This window comes from Bradyrhizobium uaiense (assembly GCF_010811875.1).
In the GTDB taxonomy this organism is placed as follows: Bacteria; Pseudomonadota; Alphaproteobacteria; order Rhizobiales; family Xanthobacteraceae; genus Bradyrhizobium; species Bradyrhizobium uaiense.
This window is the reverse complement of the sequence record NZ_VKHP01000217.1, coordinates 1-16,258: the sequence shown is the minus strand read 5'-3', so window position 1 is coordinate 16,258 and position 16,258 is coordinate 1. Positions and strand designations below refer to the sequence as shown.

Annotated in this window: 14 protein-coding genes and 1 pseudogene; 14 read left to right on the top strand and 1 reads right to left on the bottom strand. The window is 64.9% G+C overall.

The genetic code is table 11. The annotated features are described in order from the left end of the window. The 10 genes and pseudogenes from FNJ47_RS36065 to FNJ47_RS36020 form a co-directional block, all read left to right on the top strand. Window positions 1-394 (top strand): annotated as a pseudogene (locus FNJ47_RS36065) (iron-containing alcohol dehydrogenase PsrA); the annotation flags it as partial. Between the two features lie 25 nt (window positions 395-419). Continuing rightward, the gene (phnA, locus tag FNJ47_RS36060; RefSeq protein WP_347341759.1) at window positions 420-1,667 is read left to right on the top strand and encodes a phosphonoacetate hydrolase; all 1,248 of its coding nucleotides are present in this window, start codon (window positions 420-422) and stop codon (window positions 1,665-1,667) included. 24 nt (window positions 1,668-1,691) lie between these two features. After that, complete coding sequence (gene phnY, locus FNJ47_RS36055) at window positions 1,692-3,140, top strand: phosphonoacetaldehyde dehydrogenase (protein WP_163160651.1); 1,449 nt, start codon at window positions 1,692-1,694, stop codon at window positions 3,138-3,140. An 89-nt stretch (window positions 3,141-3,229) separates the two neighbouring features. Continuing rightward, complete coding sequence (locus tag FNJ47_RS36050) at window positions 3,230-4,546, top strand: MFS transporter (RefSeq protein WP_163160650.1); 1,317 nt, start codon at window positions 3,230-3,232, stop codon at window positions 4,544-4,546. A gap of 379 nt (window positions 4,547-4,925) precedes the next feature. Then, window positions 4,926-6,230, top strand: coding sequence for an MFS transporter (locus tag FNJ47_RS36045; RefSeq protein ID WP_163160649.1), 1,305 nt, complete (start codon window positions 4,926-4,928; stop codon window positions 6,228-6,230). A 53-nt stretch (window positions 6,231-6,283) separates the two neighbouring features. Next, window positions 6,284-7,060, top strand: coding sequence for a maleate cis-trans isomerase family protein (locus FNJ47_RS36040; RefSeq protein WP_163160648.1), 777 nt, complete (start codon window positions 6,284-6,286; stop codon window positions 7,058-7,060). Continuing rightward, on the top strand, window positions 7,057-7,884 hold the full coding sequence (locus FNJ47_RS36035) for an FCD domain-containing protein (protein ID WP_163160647.1): 828 nt from the start codon (window positions 7,057-7,059) through the stop codon (window positions 7,882-7,884). Before FNJ47_RS36040 ends, FNJ47_RS36035 begins: the two co-directional genes overlap by 4 nt. Beyond that, a complete protein-coding gene (locus FNJ47_RS36030; RefSeq protein ID WP_163160646.1) occupies window positions 7,881-8,645 on the top strand; it encodes an aspartate/glutamate racemase family protein in 765 nt (254 codons plus the stop codon). Before FNJ47_RS36035 ends, FNJ47_RS36030 begins: the two co-directional genes overlap by 4 nt. Next, window positions 8,645-10,057 carry a dihydropyrimidinase gene (gene hydA / locus FNJ47_RS36025; protein WP_175068465.1) on the top strand — a complete coding sequence of 471 codons (1,413 nt, stop codon included), beginning with the start codon at window positions 8,645-8,647 and terminating at the stop codon, window positions 10,055-10,057. The genes FNJ47_RS36030 and hydA overlap by 1 nt, the downstream gene beginning before the upstream one ends. 44 nt (window positions 10,058-10,101) lie before the next feature. After that, a complete protein-coding gene (locus FNJ47_RS36020) occupies window positions 10,102-10,986 on the top strand; it encodes an alpha/beta fold hydrolase (protein WP_163160645.1) in 885 nt (294 codons plus the stop codon). Here the strand turns inward: FNJ47_RS36020 and FNJ47_RS36015 are convergent. Continuing rightward, window positions 10,983-11,732 carry an SDR family oxidoreductase gene (locus FNJ47_RS36015; protein WP_163160644.1) on the bottom strand — a complete coding sequence of 250 codons (750 nt, stop codon included), beginning with the start codon at window positions 11,730-11,732 and terminating at the stop codon, window positions 10,983-10,985. The two genes, FNJ47_RS36020 and FNJ47_RS36015, sit on opposite strands and share 4 nt — an antisense overlap. A 107-nt stretch (window positions 11,733-11,839) precedes the next feature. Here FNJ47_RS36015 and FNJ47_RS36010 point away from each other — a divergent pair, with 107 nt between their 5' ends. The 4 genes from FNJ47_RS36010 to FNJ47_RS35995 form a co-directional block, all read left to right on the top strand. Beyond that, window positions 11,840-12,745 carry an AraC family transcriptional regulator gene (locus tag FNJ47_RS36010; protein WP_163160643.1) on the top strand — a complete coding sequence of 302 codons (906 nt, stop codon included), beginning with the start codon at window positions 11,840-11,842 and terminating at the stop codon, window positions 12,743-12,745. Window positions 12,746-13,002: 257 nt separating this feature from the next. Continuing rightward, entirely contained in the window at window positions 13,003-14,640 is a 1,638-nt protein-coding gene (locus FNJ47_RS36005) for a phospholipase C (protein WP_165446019.1), read from the top strand. A 36-nt stretch (window positions 14,641-14,676) separates the two neighbouring features. Continuing rightward, entirely contained in the window at window positions 14,677-15,996 is a 1,320-nt protein-coding gene (locus tag FNJ47_RS36000) for a cytochrome-c peroxidase (protein ID WP_236000289.1), read from the top strand. Between the two features lie 72 nt (window positions 15,997-16,068). Next, window positions 16,069-16,258: aldo/keto reductase (locus tag FNJ47_RS35995; protein ID WP_163160640.1), on the top strand; the 190-nt coding region annotated here is incomplete at its 3' end.

Genomic DNA, 16,258 nt, shown 5'->3' with positions numbered 1-16,258 from the left:
CGCGGGGCTGGCGTTCTCCAACACCAAGACGGCGATCGCGCATTCGCTGTCCTACCCGATCACGCTGCGGCACGGCGTGCAGCACGGCATTGCCTGCTCGTTCTCGCTGCCGATGGTGCTGCGCAGCGTCAGAGGCGCGGGCGGTCTTTGCGAGGACAGCCTGAAGCAGATCTTCGGCGCCGACCTGGCGCTGGCGGCCGACGATCTCGAGGACTTCATGGCGCGGCTCGGCATCTCCTGCAATCCGGCCGCCTACAGGATCGAGCGCGCGGAATGGCACGCGCTGATCGCGGACTCGCTCGAGGGTGAGCGCGGCCGCAACTTCTTGGGCTCGAAGGAACGGCTGATCGAGGCATCGCAGACGCTGCGGATGCCGAGCGCGGTGAGCGCTTGACGGCGGCCAGGTGACAAGGAGAGACATCATGCAGGACAATCGTAAAACCATCACCGTCAATGGGCGCCGCTACGACGCGCCGACGCGGCCGACGGTCGTGATCTGCCTCGACGGTTCGGAGCCCGGCTACATCGAGAAGGCGATCGAGGCCGGTGTGGCGCCGACCTTCGCGCGCTTCATGAAGGAGGGCGCGCATGTGCATGCCGCCAGCGTGATCCCGAGCTTCACCAACCCGAACAACCTCTCGATCATTACCGGACGGCCGCCCGCGGTGCATGGCATCGCCGGCAATTATTTCTACGACACGGCGAGCAACGCCGAAGTCATGATGAACGACCCGAAATTCCTGCGCGCGCCGACCATTCTGGCCGGGGTCCATGACGCCGGCTACAAGGTTGCCGCCGTCACCGCCAAGGACAAGCTGCGCACCTTGCTGGCCTACGGCCTCGACTATGCGAGCGGCCGCGCCATCGCGTTCTCGTCGGAGAAGGCCGACCAGGCGACCAAGGCCAATATCGGCATCGACAACGTGCTCGACTTCGTCGGCCTGCCATTGCCCGAGGTCTATTCGGCCGATCTGTCGCGCTTTGTGTTCGCGGCCGGCGTCAAGCTGGTCGAGCACTACCGTCCCGATCTGATGTACCTGTCGACCACCGATTATAGCCAGCACAAGGGCGGGCTCGGCACGACAATCGCCAACGACTTCTACGCGATGATCGACGGCTACCTCGCCAGGCTCGACGCGCTCGGCTGCAACATCGTGGCGACCGCCGACCACGGCATGAACGACAAGTTTTTGTCGGACGGCAAGCCCGACGTGATCTACCTCCAGGACGTGATGGACGACTGGACGGGGAAGGGCGCCGCACGCGTGATCCTGCCGATCACCGATCCCTATGTCGCCCATCACGGCTCGCTCGGCTCGTTCGCGACGATTTACACGCCCGCGGACGCCGACGTCGAAACGCTGCTGATGCGGCTGCGCGACATCAAGGGCATTGAGGTCGCGCTGAAGCGCAACGATGCCTGCGCCCGGTTCGAGCTGCCGCCGGACCGGATCGGCGATATCGTGGTGATCTCGACCAAACACAAGGTGCTCGGCACCAGCGAGTCTCGCCACGATCTGTCCGGCCTGACCGAGCCGCTGCGCTCGCATGGCGGGCTGACCGAGGAGCGAGTGCCGTTGATCGCCAACCGCAAGATCGCGCTGCCAGCCGGTCACGCCCTGCGCAATTTCGACGCCTTCGACGTCGCGCTCAACCGCATTCAGTGACATCCGGACCTTAAGGACACCACCATGAACATCCAGAACCCGGCCGTTCGCCACGAGCAGATGCGGATCGCAGGCAGCCTCGTCGACACCGACGAGCATATCGAGGTCTTCAATCCCTACACCAACAAGGTGGTGGGCACGGTGCCCGCGGCGCGGCCGGAACATGCGCGCAGTGCCTTTGCCAAAGCGGCGGCGTTCAAGCCGAAGCTGACGCGCTATGAGCGCCAGCGCATCCTGCTGCGCACCGCAGAGATTTTGGCGGGCCGCAAGGAGGAGTTCGCGCGGCTGATCGCCGCCGAGTCCGGGCTGTGCTGGAAGGACTCGCTCTACGAGGCGGGTCGTGCCTACGACGTCTACTCCTTTGCCGGCCAGCTCGCGATCCAGGACGACGGCGAGACCTTCTCCTGCGACATCAGCCCGCAGGGCAAGGCGCGCAAGATTTTCACGACGCGGACGCCGCTGCTCGGCGCGATCTCGGCAATCACACCGTTCAACCATCCGCTCAACATGGTGAGCCACAAGATCGCGCCTGCGATCGCGACCAACAACCGCGTGGTGCTGAAGCCGACCGAGTTGACGCCGCTGACGGCGCTCGCGCTCGCCGACGTGCTGTACGAGGCCGGGCTGCCGCCCGAAATGCTGTCGGTAGTCACCGGCAATCCGCATTCGATGGGTGACGCGATGATCACCGATCCGGACGCCGATCTCGTGACCTTCACGGGCTCGGTCAGGGTCGGCAAGCACATCGCCACTAAGGCCGGCTACAAGCGCCTGGTGCTCGAGCTCGGCGGCAACGACCCCCTGATCGTGATGGAGGATGCCGATCTGGAGAAGGCGGCGGAGCTTGCGGTCACCGGCGCGACCAAGAATTCCGGCCAGCGCTGCACGGCAGTGAAGCGCATCCTCTGCGTCGAGGCGGTTGCCGACGATTTCGCGGCACTTGTGCTGAAGAAGGCGCGCACGCTCAAGTGTGGCGATCCGATGGACCCGACGGTGGATGTCGGCACCGTGATCCATGAGGGGGCGGCGAAGGAGTTCGAGCGCCGCGTCAACGCCGCCGTGGTTGACGGTGCCGAGCTGCTTCACGGAAACAATCGCGATGGTGCGCTGTATCCGCCGACGGTGGTCGACCGGATTCCCTACACCAGCGAGCTGGTGATGCAGGAGACGTTCGGACCGGTGATTCCGATCATCCGTGTGCCCAACGACATCGAGAGCGTGATCCGAATTTCGAACTCGACCGCGTTCGGCCTGTCGTCCGGTGTCTGCACCAACCGGCTCGACTACATCACGCGGTTCGTCAACGAGCTCGATGTCGGCACCGTCAACGTGTGGGAAGTGCCGGGCTACCGGATCGAGATGTCGCCGTTCGGCGGGATCAAGGATTCCGGCCTTGGCTACAAGGAAGGCGTGCAGGAGGCGATCAAGAGCTTCACCAACGTCAAGACCTATTCGCTGCCCTGGCCGGTGTAGCGAAGCGCGTCATCCGAACGAGGGCCGCACCCGAGAACAAGAACAACGCGGCGGCCGACTGCGATCAACCAAACAATGGGGAGGCCTCAATGTCGATCACGTTCAGTCCGTCGAGCGTCGGCTCGGTCGGAGTCCAGAATCCGGAGCTTGCGACATCGTTCCGCCGCGCGCAGTGGCGGATGCTGTTCGCGGCGATGTTCTGCTATCTGTTTTTCTACACCGGGCGGCAGACCTTCGGTTTCGCCATTCCCGGCATCCAGGCCGAGTTCGGCGTCACCAAGGAAGCGCTGGGCTGGGCCAGCGCGGCGCTCTTGTGGTGCTACGCGGTCGGGCAGGCCATCAACGGCAATCTCGGCGACAAGTTCGGTGGCCGCCGCGTGATGAGCGCGGGCGCGATCCTCTCCTTCATCATGAATTGGGCGACCAGCCTTTCGACCGGGATCGTCAGCCTCACCGCGTTCTGGGGCATCAACGGCTATTTCCAGTCGATGGGATGGGCGCCGGGAAGCCGGCTGCTGGCGAACTGGTGGGGCCGCCACGAGCGCGGCACGGTCTACGGGCTCTACACATTCGCGGCTGGTCTTGCCTCTGTGCTGTCGTTCGTCACCTCGCTGGTGGTGGTCGGCTATTTCCAGCTCGACTGGCGCTGGATCTTCCGCATCCCGGTGGTGCTGCTGCTGCTCGGCGGCATCGCGTTCTATCTGATCGCGCGCGAGAAGCCCGAGGACATGGGCTTTGCCTCGCCGCATGACGAGGCCGATGAGGTCGCCGCAACCGAAGCCGCGGTCGACGCCAACGAGGGCTCGCTCGCGCGCTACAAGGCGGTGCTGTCGAACTGGCGCCTGCTGGTCGCCGGCGTCTCGATCGGCTTCCAGAACGCGGCGCGCTACGGCCTGCTGGTGTGGGTGCCGGTGCACTTCCTCGGCAGCAACTGGGCCAAGGCCGGTGCGACCTCGGCGATCGATCCGCGCTGGATCAGCATCGCGCTGCCGGTCGGCATGGCGGTCGGCGCATTCAGCAATGGCTGGGTCTCGGACAAGGTGTTCGGCTCGCGCCGCTACCTCGCCATCGTGCTCTACATGGTGCTCGCCGCGGTCACCGCGCTGTGCATGTATGCGATCCCGACCACCGAGGTCTATCTCGGCATGACGGTGCTGTTCCTGTGCGGCTTCTTCACGTACGGCCCGCAATCCTCGTTCTGGGCGCTGTGCCCGGATCTGGTCGGCCACAAGCGGGCAGGGACCGCGACCGGCGTGATGAACTCCTTTGCCTATCTGTTCGCAGGTCTCGGCGAGCCGATCATCGGCCATGTCATGGACAAACATAACCAGACGTCGCTGGTGTTCCTCGTCGTCGCGGTTTGCGCGACGTCCAGCGCGGCGGTGGCGGCCTTCATCCGCCGCTGACAAGCGATTCCGCATCTGCAGCTTCACGACAGGTCCGCGCTCCCAACGGGAGCGCGGACCAACTCATTTTGGAATAAGCGAACCGCCGCTGCTGCGATCGATAGAGCCGCATCGCCGGGCCCCATTCCCTGAAATTGCCAGGCCCGAGCGGGTGACCTGACGCCCAATCTCTCATCACGGGCTGACCAAAATCAATGCATATGTTATTGAATAACGAGTGATATCAATATGATGAGATAAATTGCATGCAACATTCAAAATGTGCTTGTCGCGCCAGCCGCGTTGAAGCAGACTTCTCGCGGGGCAGCAGAGGCCAGCGACCTTCGAGGACGAGGGTCCCGCCAGGGGCAAAAACAATCTGCCGGCAGAGGAGCGAGCAATGAGCGATCAGGTGTCCACCATCGCAATGGCAGATACGGCGAAGCCGAGCGGCGTGCGCTGGAAGATCTTCCTGCTGATGCTGTTCCTGATCTCGATCAACTATATCGATCGCGCCTCGCTCTCGGTCGCAATGCCGGTCATCGCCAAGGAGTTCGATATCGATCCGGCGATGCAGGGCCTGATCCTGAGCTCGTTCTTCTGGACATACGCGCTGATGCAGGTGCCGGGCGGCATGCTCGCCGACCGCTTCAAGCCGCGCATCGTGATCGCAACGGCCACGCTGTTCTGGGGCTTCTTCCAGGCGCTGGCGGCGTTGTCGACGAGCTGGATGTTGCTGCTGTTGACCCGGCTGGGGCTCGGCGCGTCCGAAGCGCCGATCTATCCGGCCGGCGGCAAGCTCAACGCGATCTGGATGACGCAGACCGAGCGCGGCCGCGGCGCCACGCTGCTCGACGGCGGTGCGCCGCTCGGCGCAGCGCTCGGGTCGATCGTGATCGCGTGGCTGATGGCGGCGTTCAGCTCCTGGCGCGTGGCCTTCGTCATCGCCGGCGTCGGAACAATGCTGTGCGGCCTGTGGGCCTGGTACTACATCCGCAACGTGCCGCGCGAACATCCGTCGGTCAACGAAGCCGAGGCGCGCTATCTCGAGGAGGCGCATGCGATCGAGGACGCGGCGACGCCGCCGTCCTCCGGCGCAAGCTGGGTGGCGTATTTCCGCTTCCGCTCGGTCTGGTGCATGTGCCTCGGCTGGATGTTCTTCAACACCACGTTCTACGGGCTGCTGACCTGGATGCCGACCTATCTGTTCAAGGTGCACGGCTTCGACATCAAGGCGCTCGGCGGCGCATCCTTCATCATCTTCTTCTCAGGCTTCGTCGGCGAACTGGTCGGCGGCTGGATCGGCGACGGCTGGCGGGCGCGGGGCGGGACCCCTAACACCGTGTTCCGCACGCTGTTCGGCATCGCTGCGATCATGGCGACCGTCTCGATCTTCCTCGTCGCCTATGTCACCAACCCTGTTGTGGTCGTGGTGCTGCTGTCGACGACGCTGTTCTTCCTGCGTTGGTGCGGCATGTACTGGGCGATCCCGTCGGCGCTGGCGGGCCGCGGCAAGTCCGGCTTCCTCGGCGGCTGCATGAATCTCGGCGGTAACATCGCCGGCGTCACGACGCCCTTGATCGTCGGCTTCATCGTGCAGGCCACCGGCTCGTACTTCCTGGCACTGATGTATTTCGCCGCCGCGGGCATTGCGCTGTTGATCTGCTCGACCCTGATCGACTACAGCCGGAAGCTCCCGGTCTAAAACGGAGGCGGCCGAATCCGAAATTGGGTTCGGCCGGTTGATGAGGCCCGCGAATGACACGTTCCGTCCGGCTCGGCATGCTGACGCCGTCGTCGAATACCGCACTCGAGCCGATCACCTGCGCGATGCTGGCAGGGATCGGCGACGTCTCGGCGCATTTCTCGCGCTTCAAGGTGACGGAGATCGCGCTGTCGGAGGCGGCGCTGCGCCAGTTCGACGCCAGCGAGATCCTGCGTGCGGCAGAATTGCTGGCGCATGCCAAGGTCGATGTCATCGCCTGGAACGGCACTTCAGCCAGCTGGCTCGGCTTCGATCGCGACGAGAGCTTGTGCGAGCAGATTACGGCCGCGACCGGGATCAAGGCCTGCACCACGGTGCTGGCCTATCGCGACCTGCTGCGGCGGATTGGTGCCAAACGCATCGGCCTGGTGACGCCCTACCGCAAGGATGTCCAGGACAAGATCATCGCCAACTGGAGTTCGGAGGGGCTGCATTGCTTCGCCGAGCGGCATTTGTCGTTGCAGGACAATTTTTCCTTTGCCGAGGTCGGCGAGGCTGAGGTCGCACGGCTGATCGAGGAGGTGGTCCGCGAGGGCTGCGATGCCGCCGTCGTGCTCTGCACCAACATGCGCGGCGCGGGCGCCGCCGAGCGGCTGGAGCGCGGATTTGGCGTGCCGGTGCTGGATTCGATCGCGGTGACGCTGTGGGCGTGCCTCACGGCGGTGGGCTGCGATCCGTCGCGTGTCCATGGCTGGGGCAGCCTGTTCACAAACCCCGATTTGCGCGCAGCGACCGCGATCTCCGAACACAACGATGAAGGCGAGCGGTGACTGAAGCCAAGACCCAAGCCAAGACTGAAGCCAGGACCAAAGCCAAGGCGACCAGGCGCAACAAGGAACCCAAGCGCGCGATCACGGCGCTGCAACGGCGCCGGCTGCGCGTGCCGCGGGTCGGACTGCACGAGCAGGCGGCGGCGCGGCTGCGCACCATGATCGTGCGTGGCGAGCTGGCGCCCGGACAATCGCTCGGGGAGGCGGATCTGTCGGACGCGCTCGGCATTTCGCGAACCCCGCTGCGCGAGGCACTGAAGCAATTGGCGAGCGAAGGCCTGGTCGAGCTCAGGCTCAACCACAGCGCCGTGGTCGCGCCGTTCCGCCGCGCCGAGCTGAACGAGTTGTTCGAGGCCGTCAGCGGCATCGAGCGCTGTGCCGCCGAGCTCGCCGCCTTGCGCATGGAGGACGCCGATTTCGAACGGCTCGAGGCGCTGCAGGACAAGATCGAATGGCATCACGGCCGCGGCGAGCTGCGCGATTATTTCCAGACCAACCAGCTGATCCATTCGGCGATCGTCGGTTTTGCGCGTAACGCGGTGCTGAAGGCGACGCACGAGGCGCTGCTGGCGCGGGCCGAGCGCGCGCGCTTCTTTGCGCTGTCGGTGCTCGGGCGCTGGGATGAATCGGTGCGCGAGCACCAGGAGATTCTCGTCGCGCTGCGGGCGCGCGATGCGGCGCGGGCGGGACAGGTGCTGGCCCACCACGTGCGCCGCACCGGCGAGATCGTGGCCGAGACGCTGGATGGTAAGGGAGATGAGGCTGGAGAGCCGGACGCAGCTGCGAAGCTGCGCGGCCGCAAGGCGAGGAACGTTGCGACATGAAGATCCTGCTGCTCAATCCCAACACGACGGTTGGTGTGACTGATCTGCTCCATGCCGCCGGCAGCAAGGCTGCATCGGCCGGCACCGAGCTCGTGCCAGTCACGGCGGCGCGCGGCGTGCCCTATATCGCGACCCGCGCCGAGGCGCAGATCGGCGGCGCGATCGCGCTCGAGATGCTGGCCGAGGCCGGCCCCGGTATCGATGCCGCGATCATCGCCGCGTTCGGCGATCCCGGCCTGTTCGGCGCGCGCGAGCTCTTCTCACATCCCGTCGTGGGATTGGCCGAAGCCGCGATGCTCACCGCCTGCATGCTCGGCCGGCGGTTCGCGATCGTGACCTTCGCCGGCGCGCTGGCGCCCTGGTACGAGGAATGCGTCGCGATGCATGGGCTGAGCACGCGCTGCGCCGGCATCCGCACGCTCGATGGCAGCTTCCAGTCGATCTCCGACGTACAGGCCGAGAAGGAGGAGCTGCTGGTCGCGCTCGCCAACCAGGCGGTCGCGCAGGACGGCGCCGACGTCGTCATTCTGTCAGGCGCGCCGCTCGCCGGGCTCGCGGCAAAGGTCCGCGACCGCATTCCGGTGCCGGTGGTCGATCCGGTCGCGGCCGCCGTGCGCCAGGCAGAGACGCTTGCCGTGCTGAAGCCGCGCAAGGCGGTGGCCGGTACCTTCCGCCGTCCCGATCCGAAGCCGACGATCGGGCTCGCCGAGCCGCTTGCCGCAATCATCGAACATCGTTCATCGAAAGGGGGGACGGCCTGATGTCCTTCGACACCATCATCCGCGGCGGCACCGTGGTCACCGCTGCCGACACCTTTGCCTGCGACGTCGGAATCCGTGACGGCAAGATCACCGCGCTCGGTCACGATCTCGGCGATGCGGCTACCATCATCGACGCGACCGACCGGCTGGTGCTGCCCGGCGGCATCGACAGCCACGTCCATTTTGCCCAGCCGTCGGGTGACGGCATCGTGATGGCCGACGGCTTTGCCAGCGGCACCCGCTCGGCGGCGTTCGGCGGCAACACCACCGTGTTGCCGTTCTGCCTGCAGGAGAAGGGCCAAACGCTGCGCGAGGCGCTGAAGCACTATCATTCGCTGGCCGAAGGCGAATGCCACGTCGACGTCGCCTTCCATCTGATCGTCACCGATCCGACCGAGCATGTCTTGGGTCAGGAGCTGCCGGCGCTGGTCGAGGACGGTTACACCTCGCTGAAGGTCTTCATGACCTATGAGGGGCTGGCGCTGTCGGACCGCGAACTGCTCGAGACCATGTCGGTCGCGCGCGAGACCGGCGCCATGCTGATGGTGCATGCGGAGAACTTCGATGCAATCCGCTTCCTCACCGACCGGCTGGAACGCGCCGGCAACACCGCGCCGCGCTTCCATGCCACCTCGCGACCGATCCCGGTCGAGCGCGAGGCCACCCATCGCGCCATCTCGCTGTCGGAGCTTGTCGACGTGCCGATCATGATCGTGCATGTCTCGAACCGCGAGGCGATGGACGAAATCCGGCGCGCCCAGCAGCGGGGCTTGCGGGTGATGGGCGAAACCTGTCCGCAATATCTTGTCCTGACCGAGAAGGATCTCGATCAGCTCAACATGGAAGGCGCGAAATACGTCTGCTCGCCGCCGCCGCGCGACGTCGCCAGCCAGCAGGCGTGCTGGGAAGGCTTGCAGCAGAAAGTGTTCTCGGTGTTCTCGTCGGACCACTGCCCGTTTCGCTACGACGATCCGAACGGAAAGCTCGCGCCGAAGGGCCGCACCAGCTTCCGCTGGGTGCCGAACGGAATCCCCGGCGTGGCGACGCGGCTGCCGATCCTGTTCTCCGAAGGCGTGGTGAAGGGGCGTATCGACCTCAACAGCTTCGTCGCGTTCAGCGCTACCAACCACGCCAAGATCTACGGCCTCTATCCACGCAAGGGCACGATCGCGGTCGGCTCCGATGCCGACATCGCGCTGTGGGATCCGAAGCGCAAGGTGACGATCCGCCACGAACTGATCCATGACGGCTCGGACTACACGCCCTATGAAGGGCTCGAGGTCACGGGCTGGCCGGTGCTGACCATGGTGCGCGGCAAGGTGGTCGTCGATGACGGCGCCCTTGTCGGCAGCAAGGAGCACGGCACATATCTGCCGCGTGCCAAACCTCCGTCGGGGGCGACCATCCCGTAATACGCCAAGGAAGTAACCGCAAAGCAAGAAGGCTGGAGGCCACCATGCCCTACGCGACGACAGATGATGGTGTGCGGCTCTATTTCGAGGAGACCGGATCGGGCCATCCGGTGATCCTGGTCCATGAGTTCGCCGGCGATTTGCGCAGCTACGAGGCGCAGATGCGGCACTTCGGCAAGCGCTTCCGGACCATCGCCTACAATGCGCGCGGCTTTCCGCCGTCCGATGTGCCGGAGCAGGTCTCGTCCTATTCGCAGGCGCGTGCCGCCGACGATATCCTGGCGGTGCTCGATCACATCGGTGCGCCGAAGGCGCATATCGTCGGCCTGTCGATGGGCGGCTTTGCGACGTTGCATTTCGGATTGCGCCACCCGACACGAGCGCTGTCGCTGTGCATCGGCGGCTGCGGCTACGGCGCCGAGCTCGACAAGCGCGAGACGTTTCGCGCCGAGGCCGACGTGATCGCGGGCATGATCCTTAAAGAAGGCATGCCGGCCTTCGCCGAGCGCTACGCCTACGGGCCGACGCGCGTGCAGTACGAGAACAAGGATCCGCGCGGTCACGCTGAGTTCAAGCGCATGCTGGCCGAGCATTCGGCGGTCGGATCGGCCAATACCCAGCAGGGCGTACAGAAGGAGCGGCCCTCGCTCTACACGCTGGTCGACGAGATGAAGCGCATCAATGTGCCGACGCTGATCATCACCGGCGACGAGGATTGGCCGTGTCTGTTGCCGGGCATTCTGATGAAGCAGAGTATCCCGTCGGCCGCGCTTGCGGTGATGCCGAACTGCGGCCATGCCATCAACATCGAGGAGCCCGACGAATACAACCGCATCGTCGGCGATTTCCTCTCGCAAGTCGAAAGCGGCCGCTGGCCGCAGCGCGATCCGCGCGCCGTCAGCGCCTCGATCACGGGGATGAAGGGCTAGGCTCGCCGCTCTGCGGCCAAGATCACGGCGTCGGCACCGGCGGGGATGCGCATCGGGCTCGACGGATCGGTCACCGCGCGCCACACCGCTTCGGCCACGTCCTTTGCAAAGGTGACAGGCCCCGCTTCACCAAAGCTTGCGAACACGCTCTTGACGAGGTCGGCATAGGCTTCGTGGTCGAGACCTTGCACACGGGTGCGTGCGGTATCGCCGAACCGGGTCTCCGGCGAACGACCCGGTAGCACCAGGCAGGCGCGCACGCCGAACTGCGCAAGCTCCAGCGCCATCGACTCGGTGAACGCGTTCACCGCCGCCTTTGTCGCGGTGTAGGACGCGATCAGCGGGATCGATTTTAGCGTCACAGTCGAGGTGACGTTGACGACAACGCCGGACCGGCGCTGCCGGAACTGCGGCAGTACGGCCTGCGTCAAGGCCATCGTGCCGAACGTATTGGTCTCGAACAGCTCGCGGATCGTCGCCATCGGCGTGGCCTCGAAAGGCGAGGCCGCGCCAAAGCCCGCATTGTTGACCAGGGCGTCGATCGGTCCCGCGGCCTCGACGGCCCGGCGGATGCTCTCGGGATCGCTGACGTCGAGCGCAAGCACGCGCAGATGCGCCGATCGCGGTAGCACATCTTCGCGCGGCGTGCGCATGGTGGCTACGACATTCCAGTCGCGGTCGAGAAAGTATTTCGCGGTCTCGAGGCCGAAGCCGGACGAGCATCCGGTGATCAGGATGGTGTTCATGGTGTTCTTTGCGGCTCCTGGAAGTGATTTGACGATACAGACGATAGGTGTCAGTGGCCGGACCCTCTATATTTGACAGTCCAAGAGTCATTTGCAGGAGTCCGGATATGATCGACCCGCTTGCAGAGGTCGTCACGCTGCTGCAGCCGAGCGCAGGGTTCTCGAAGGCGGTAGTCGGCGCCGGGGCGTGGCAAGTCCGCCGCTCCGATGTCGGGCACCCTTTTTATTGTGTGGTGCTCGAGGGCGGGTGCCGGCTTGAGGTCGACGACGACCAGACAATCGAGCTGGGCGCGGGCGATTTCATCCTGATGCCGGCGGCTCACGACGTTGCGATGTCCAGCCTCGCGCCGCCTCCCGGGGCGAGTGCCGTCACCCCTCCCGTCGCGCTCGCCACCGGAGAGTTCAGAATCGGGGACCAGCACGGCCCGACCGATCTGCGGATGCTGGTCGGCCATTGCAGCTTCGGCTCGCCGGACGCGGGCCTCCTGGTGTCGCTGCTTCCCGCACTGGTGCATGTGCGCGGCGAACCGCGGCTCGCTACCCTGATGCAGTTCGTGCGGGACGAATTCCGCGAACGGCGTCCCGCACGCGAAGTCGTTCTGGCACGTCTGCTCGAGGTTCTCCTGATCGAAGCGCTACGCTCCACGGCCGGCACCGCTGCGTCGCCCGGCTTGGTGCGCGGGCTCGCCGACGAGCGCCTCGCCGTTGCGATCCGGCGGATGCATGAGAGCCCGACGAGGACGTGGACCGTCGCGCAATTGGCGAAGGAGGCGGCACTGTCGCGCTCTGCCTTCTTCGAGCGGTTCAGCCGCGCCGTCGGCGTTGCACCGATGGAGTATCTGCTGGCCTGGCGCATGGCGATGGCCAAGAACATGCTGCGTCAGAGCGAAAGCGGCATCGCCGAAATCGCAGAGCGCGTCGGCTACGGTTCGGCGAGCGCGTTCAGCGTTGCGTTCGCGCGCCACGTCGGACGGTCGCCGGCACAATACGCGCGCGAGCAAATCGGCTCATGACGCGCGTCTCGCGTCATCGAGATCAAGAACGATTCAATCATCACTCGCTAGTGCTGCAACCGAAGCGTCACTCGAAGCGCGCGATGATGAGTCATTGTAACGAAGTGTTGCTCGCAAAAAACTTACACAGGGCTGTCATCGGCAGTGGCTAACTTGTCACAGGTCGACGTCACAAATCTGTAAAATCAAGGGGCACTACGGTGAAAGCCAAATTTCTTTCGACGGTCGGAGTCTGTCTGATCGCCGCGACTGCGGTTATGTGCGGTGCCGCGGCTCAGGACGACAATCGCGGCGATGATCATCATCCGCACCACATTCACACGCAAACTCCGATCAAGCATCTCGTCGTCATCTTCAACGAGAACCGCTCGTTCGATCATTATTTCGCAACGTATCCGAACGCCGCGAACCCGACCGGCTCGATTCCGTTCACTGCGAAGCCGCATACGCCGAAGGTCAACAACCTCGCCAACGCCAATCTGCTGACCAACAACCCGAACCTCAATCCGGCCAACGGCACGGGGGCGACTAATCCGTTCCGCCTCGACCGCACCCAGGCCAACACGCGCTCGCAGAACCACGCCTACACGCCCGAGCAGCAGGCGGTCGACAACGGCAAGGAAGATCTGTTCCCGAAATTTACGGGTCGCGGCACCGCCGGCGGCGTCGGCGCCTTCGGCAACAACGGGCAGGTGATGGGCTATTTCGACGGCAACACCGTCACCGCGTTCTGGAATTATGCCCAGAACTTCGCGATGAGCGACAATAGCTGGACCGACACCTTCGGTCCGTCGACGCCGGGCGCGCTCGAGGTGATCTCCGGCCAGACCAACGGCGCGCAGAACATCATCGGCACGTCAGCGTCGATCGCCGATGGTCAGGGCGGCCTGACGCTGATCGGCGACACCGACCCCGCTTACGACGCCTGCTCGAGCGCGACCAGCCAGGTCCTGATGACCAGCAAGAACATCGGCGACCTGCTCAATGCCGAGCACATCAGCTGGGGCAGCTTCATGGGCGGCTTCGATCTGACGCTCAAGAACACCAACGGCACCACCAACTGTGCCCGCAGCACCTTCTCGAGCAACGTCAACGGCACCATCGTGGACTACATCCCGCACCACGCCTGGTTCCAGTACTACAAGTCGACCGCCAACCCGACCCATGCGCGGCCGAGCTCGGTGGACGCGATCGGCCACACCTACGTTCCCGGCAGCAAGACGGTCGATCCGGCCAATCACGCCTACGACCTCGAGGATTTCTACGCTTCGGTGAAAGCCGGCGACTTCCCGGCCGTCTCTTACATCAAGATGCCGGCCTATCAGGATGGTCATCCCGGCAACTCCGATCCGCTCGACGAGCAGGCGGGCAATGTCGAGCTGATCAACTTCCTGCAGAAGCAGAAGGAGTGGGGCGAGACCGCTGTCATCATCACCTATGACGACTCCGACGGCTGGTACGACCATCAATACGTTGCGCCGACCAGCGCGTCGTATGATCCGACCGCCGATCAGGTCAACGGTCCTGGCCAGTGCGGCCTCGGTATCGGCAAGCAGACGCAGCCGAAGGGCCTCAACGGCCAGCCGGTGAACGGCCGCTGCGGCCCTGGCACGCGCATCCCGTTCCTGGTGATCTCGCCGTTCGCCAAGAAGAACTTCGTCAGCCACACCCGCATCTCGCAGGCGTCGGTCGTGCGCTTCATCGAAGACAACTGGCTGCACGGCCAGCGTCTCGGCGGCGGATCGTTCGACGACAGCGTCGAATCGATCGCGGATCTGTTCGACTTCGACCATGGTCACGATCACGACGGCGACGATCGGCAGAACAAGCTGTTCCTCGATCCGACAGCCGGCACGGTCATCGTCAGCCCGTCTGACGATCATCACCATCACTAGCGCTCTGGGATAACTGGACGACATATGAACGGCCGCATGTTGTGGCTTCTCGGCGCCGGCCTGCTCTGCATGGCCGGCGCCGTTGCGGCTGTCGAGACACGAGGGCTTCCGGGGACCAATCCGAACCCGGTGCAGCTCCGGCGTCCGCCGGTCGCTCCCCTGTCCGGCATGGCCCAGCTCGGCCAGAAGATCTTCTTCGACGCGTCGCTGTCCTCGTCGGGCGCCTTGTCGTGCGCCTCCTGTCATAGTCCCGACCACGCCTACGGTCCGCCCAATAATGCGGCGGTGATGCTCGGCGGACCCGCGCAATCCCGACAAGGGACGCGCGCCGTGCCGGGCCTGACCTATCACGAGCGCCAGCCGAATTTCAGCATCGGGCCCGAGAAGGACGAGGACGACACCGTCGTCGACTTCGCGCAACTGGCCGCGGCAGGCCAGCAGGCCGCGCGCGCCAGGAAGGTCGCGACCGGCACGGCTGCGTCTGCGGTCAACATCGTGCCGCAGGGCGGACTGTTCTGGGACGGTCGCGCCGATACGCTGCAGGACCAGGCGATCTTCCCGCTGCTCGATCCCAATGAGATGGACGGCGGCAGCGTCGAGGTGGTGGCGCAGAAGCTGCGTCAGGCGAGCTATGCGCCGCGCTTTGCCGAACTGTTCGGCGCCGGCGTTTTCGACAATACGCGGCTGCTGATCTCGGAAGCGATGTTCGCGGTCGCGCGCTATCAGGTGGAGGAGCCGAGCTTCCATCCCTACAGCAGCAAGTTCGACTACTGGCTGGAAGGCAAGGCGCGGCTGAGCGAGAGCGAGCTGCGCGGCCTGCAATTGTTCAACGATCCGGACAAGGCCAATTGCGGCGGCTGCCATACGTCGGCGCCGACCCGTGACGGCCTGCCGCCGCTGTTCACCGACCACCAGTATGAGGCGCTCGGCGCGCCACGCAACGCCGCACTCGGCAACAATCGCGATCCCGATTATTTCGATCTCGGGGTTTGCGGCCCGTATCGCACCGATGTTGCCGAGCAGACGCAATATTGCGGGATGTTTCTGACGCCGAGCTTGCGCAATACGGCAACGCGCCGCGTATTCTTCCACAACGGCGTCTTCACGAGCCTCGAGCAGGTGCTCGATTTCTATAACTTCCGCGATACCAATCCGGACAAGGTGTACCCGCGCGCGGCCGACGGAACGGTGCGGAAATACGACGATCTGCCGGAGAAACATCACGGCAATGTCGACGTCAGCGATCCGCCCTTCGAGCGCCATCCGGGCGACACGCCCGCGATGACGGCGAAGGATGAAGCCGACATCATCGCCTTCCTGAAAACGTTGACCGACGGCTACCAGCCCGAGCGGTGAGCCGTCGCCATCGCCCGTTGCGGAACCGATACGTGAGTTGGCAGGTCTTCCCCATGCGCGCATAATGGCCGCATGAATGTCGTCGAAGGCAACGGTGCCAAAATCCCAGCGATCGGCCTCGGCACATGGGAACTGCGCGGGCGGACCTGCGCTCGTATCGTCGAGCAGGCGCTGCGGCTCGGTTACCGGCACGTCGACACCGCGCAGATTTACGACAATGAGCGCGAGGTGGGCGAGGGGCTGCGCGCATCCGGCGTCAAGC

Bases quoted from the DNA above. Each gene is read 5' to 3' on its own strand.
- FNJ47_RS36010 (WP_163160643.1), top strand. From the start codon at position 11,840: ATGATCGACCCGCTTGCAGAGGTCGTCACGCTGCTGCAGCCGAGCGCA.
- FNJ47_RS36045 (WP_163160649.1), top strand. From the start codon at position 4,926: ATGAGCGATCAGGTGTCCACCATCGCAATGGCAGATACGGCGAAGCCG.
- FNJ47_RS36000 (WP_236000289.1), top strand. From the start codon at position 14,677: ATGTTGTGGCTTCTCGGCGCCGGCCTGCTCTGCATGGCCGGCGCCGTT.
- FNJ47_RS36015 (WP_163160644.1), bottom strand. From the start codon at position 11,732: ATGAACACCATCCTGATCACCGGATGCTCGTCCGGCTTCGGCCTCGAG.
- phnY (WP_163160651.1), top strand. From the start codon at position 1,692: ATGAACATCCAGAACCCGGCCGTTCGCCACGAGCAGATGCGGATCGCA.
- FNJ47_RS36005 (WP_165446019.1), top strand. From the start codon at position 13,003: ATGTGCGGTGCCGCGGCTCAGGACGACAATCGCGGCGATGATCATCAT.
- FNJ47_RS36040 (WP_163160648.1), top strand. From the start codon at position 6,284: ATGACACGTTCCGTCCGGCTCGGCATGCTGACGCCGTCGTCGAATACC.
- FNJ47_RS36030 (WP_163160646.1), top strand. From the start codon at position 7,881: ATGAAGATCCTGCTGCTCAATCCCAACACGACGGTTGGTGTGACTGAT.
- hydA (WP_175068465.1), top strand. From the start codon at position 8,645: ATGTCCTTCGACACCATCATCCGCGGCGGCACCGTGGTCACCGCTGCC.
- FNJ47_RS36020 (WP_163160645.1), top strand. From the start codon at position 10,102: ATGCCCTACGCGACGACAGATGATGGTGTGCGGCTCTATTTCGAGGAG.
- FNJ47_RS36050 (WP_163160650.1), top strand. From the start codon at position 3,230: ATGTCGATCACGTTCAGTCCGTCGAGCGTCGGCTCGGTCGGAGTCCAG.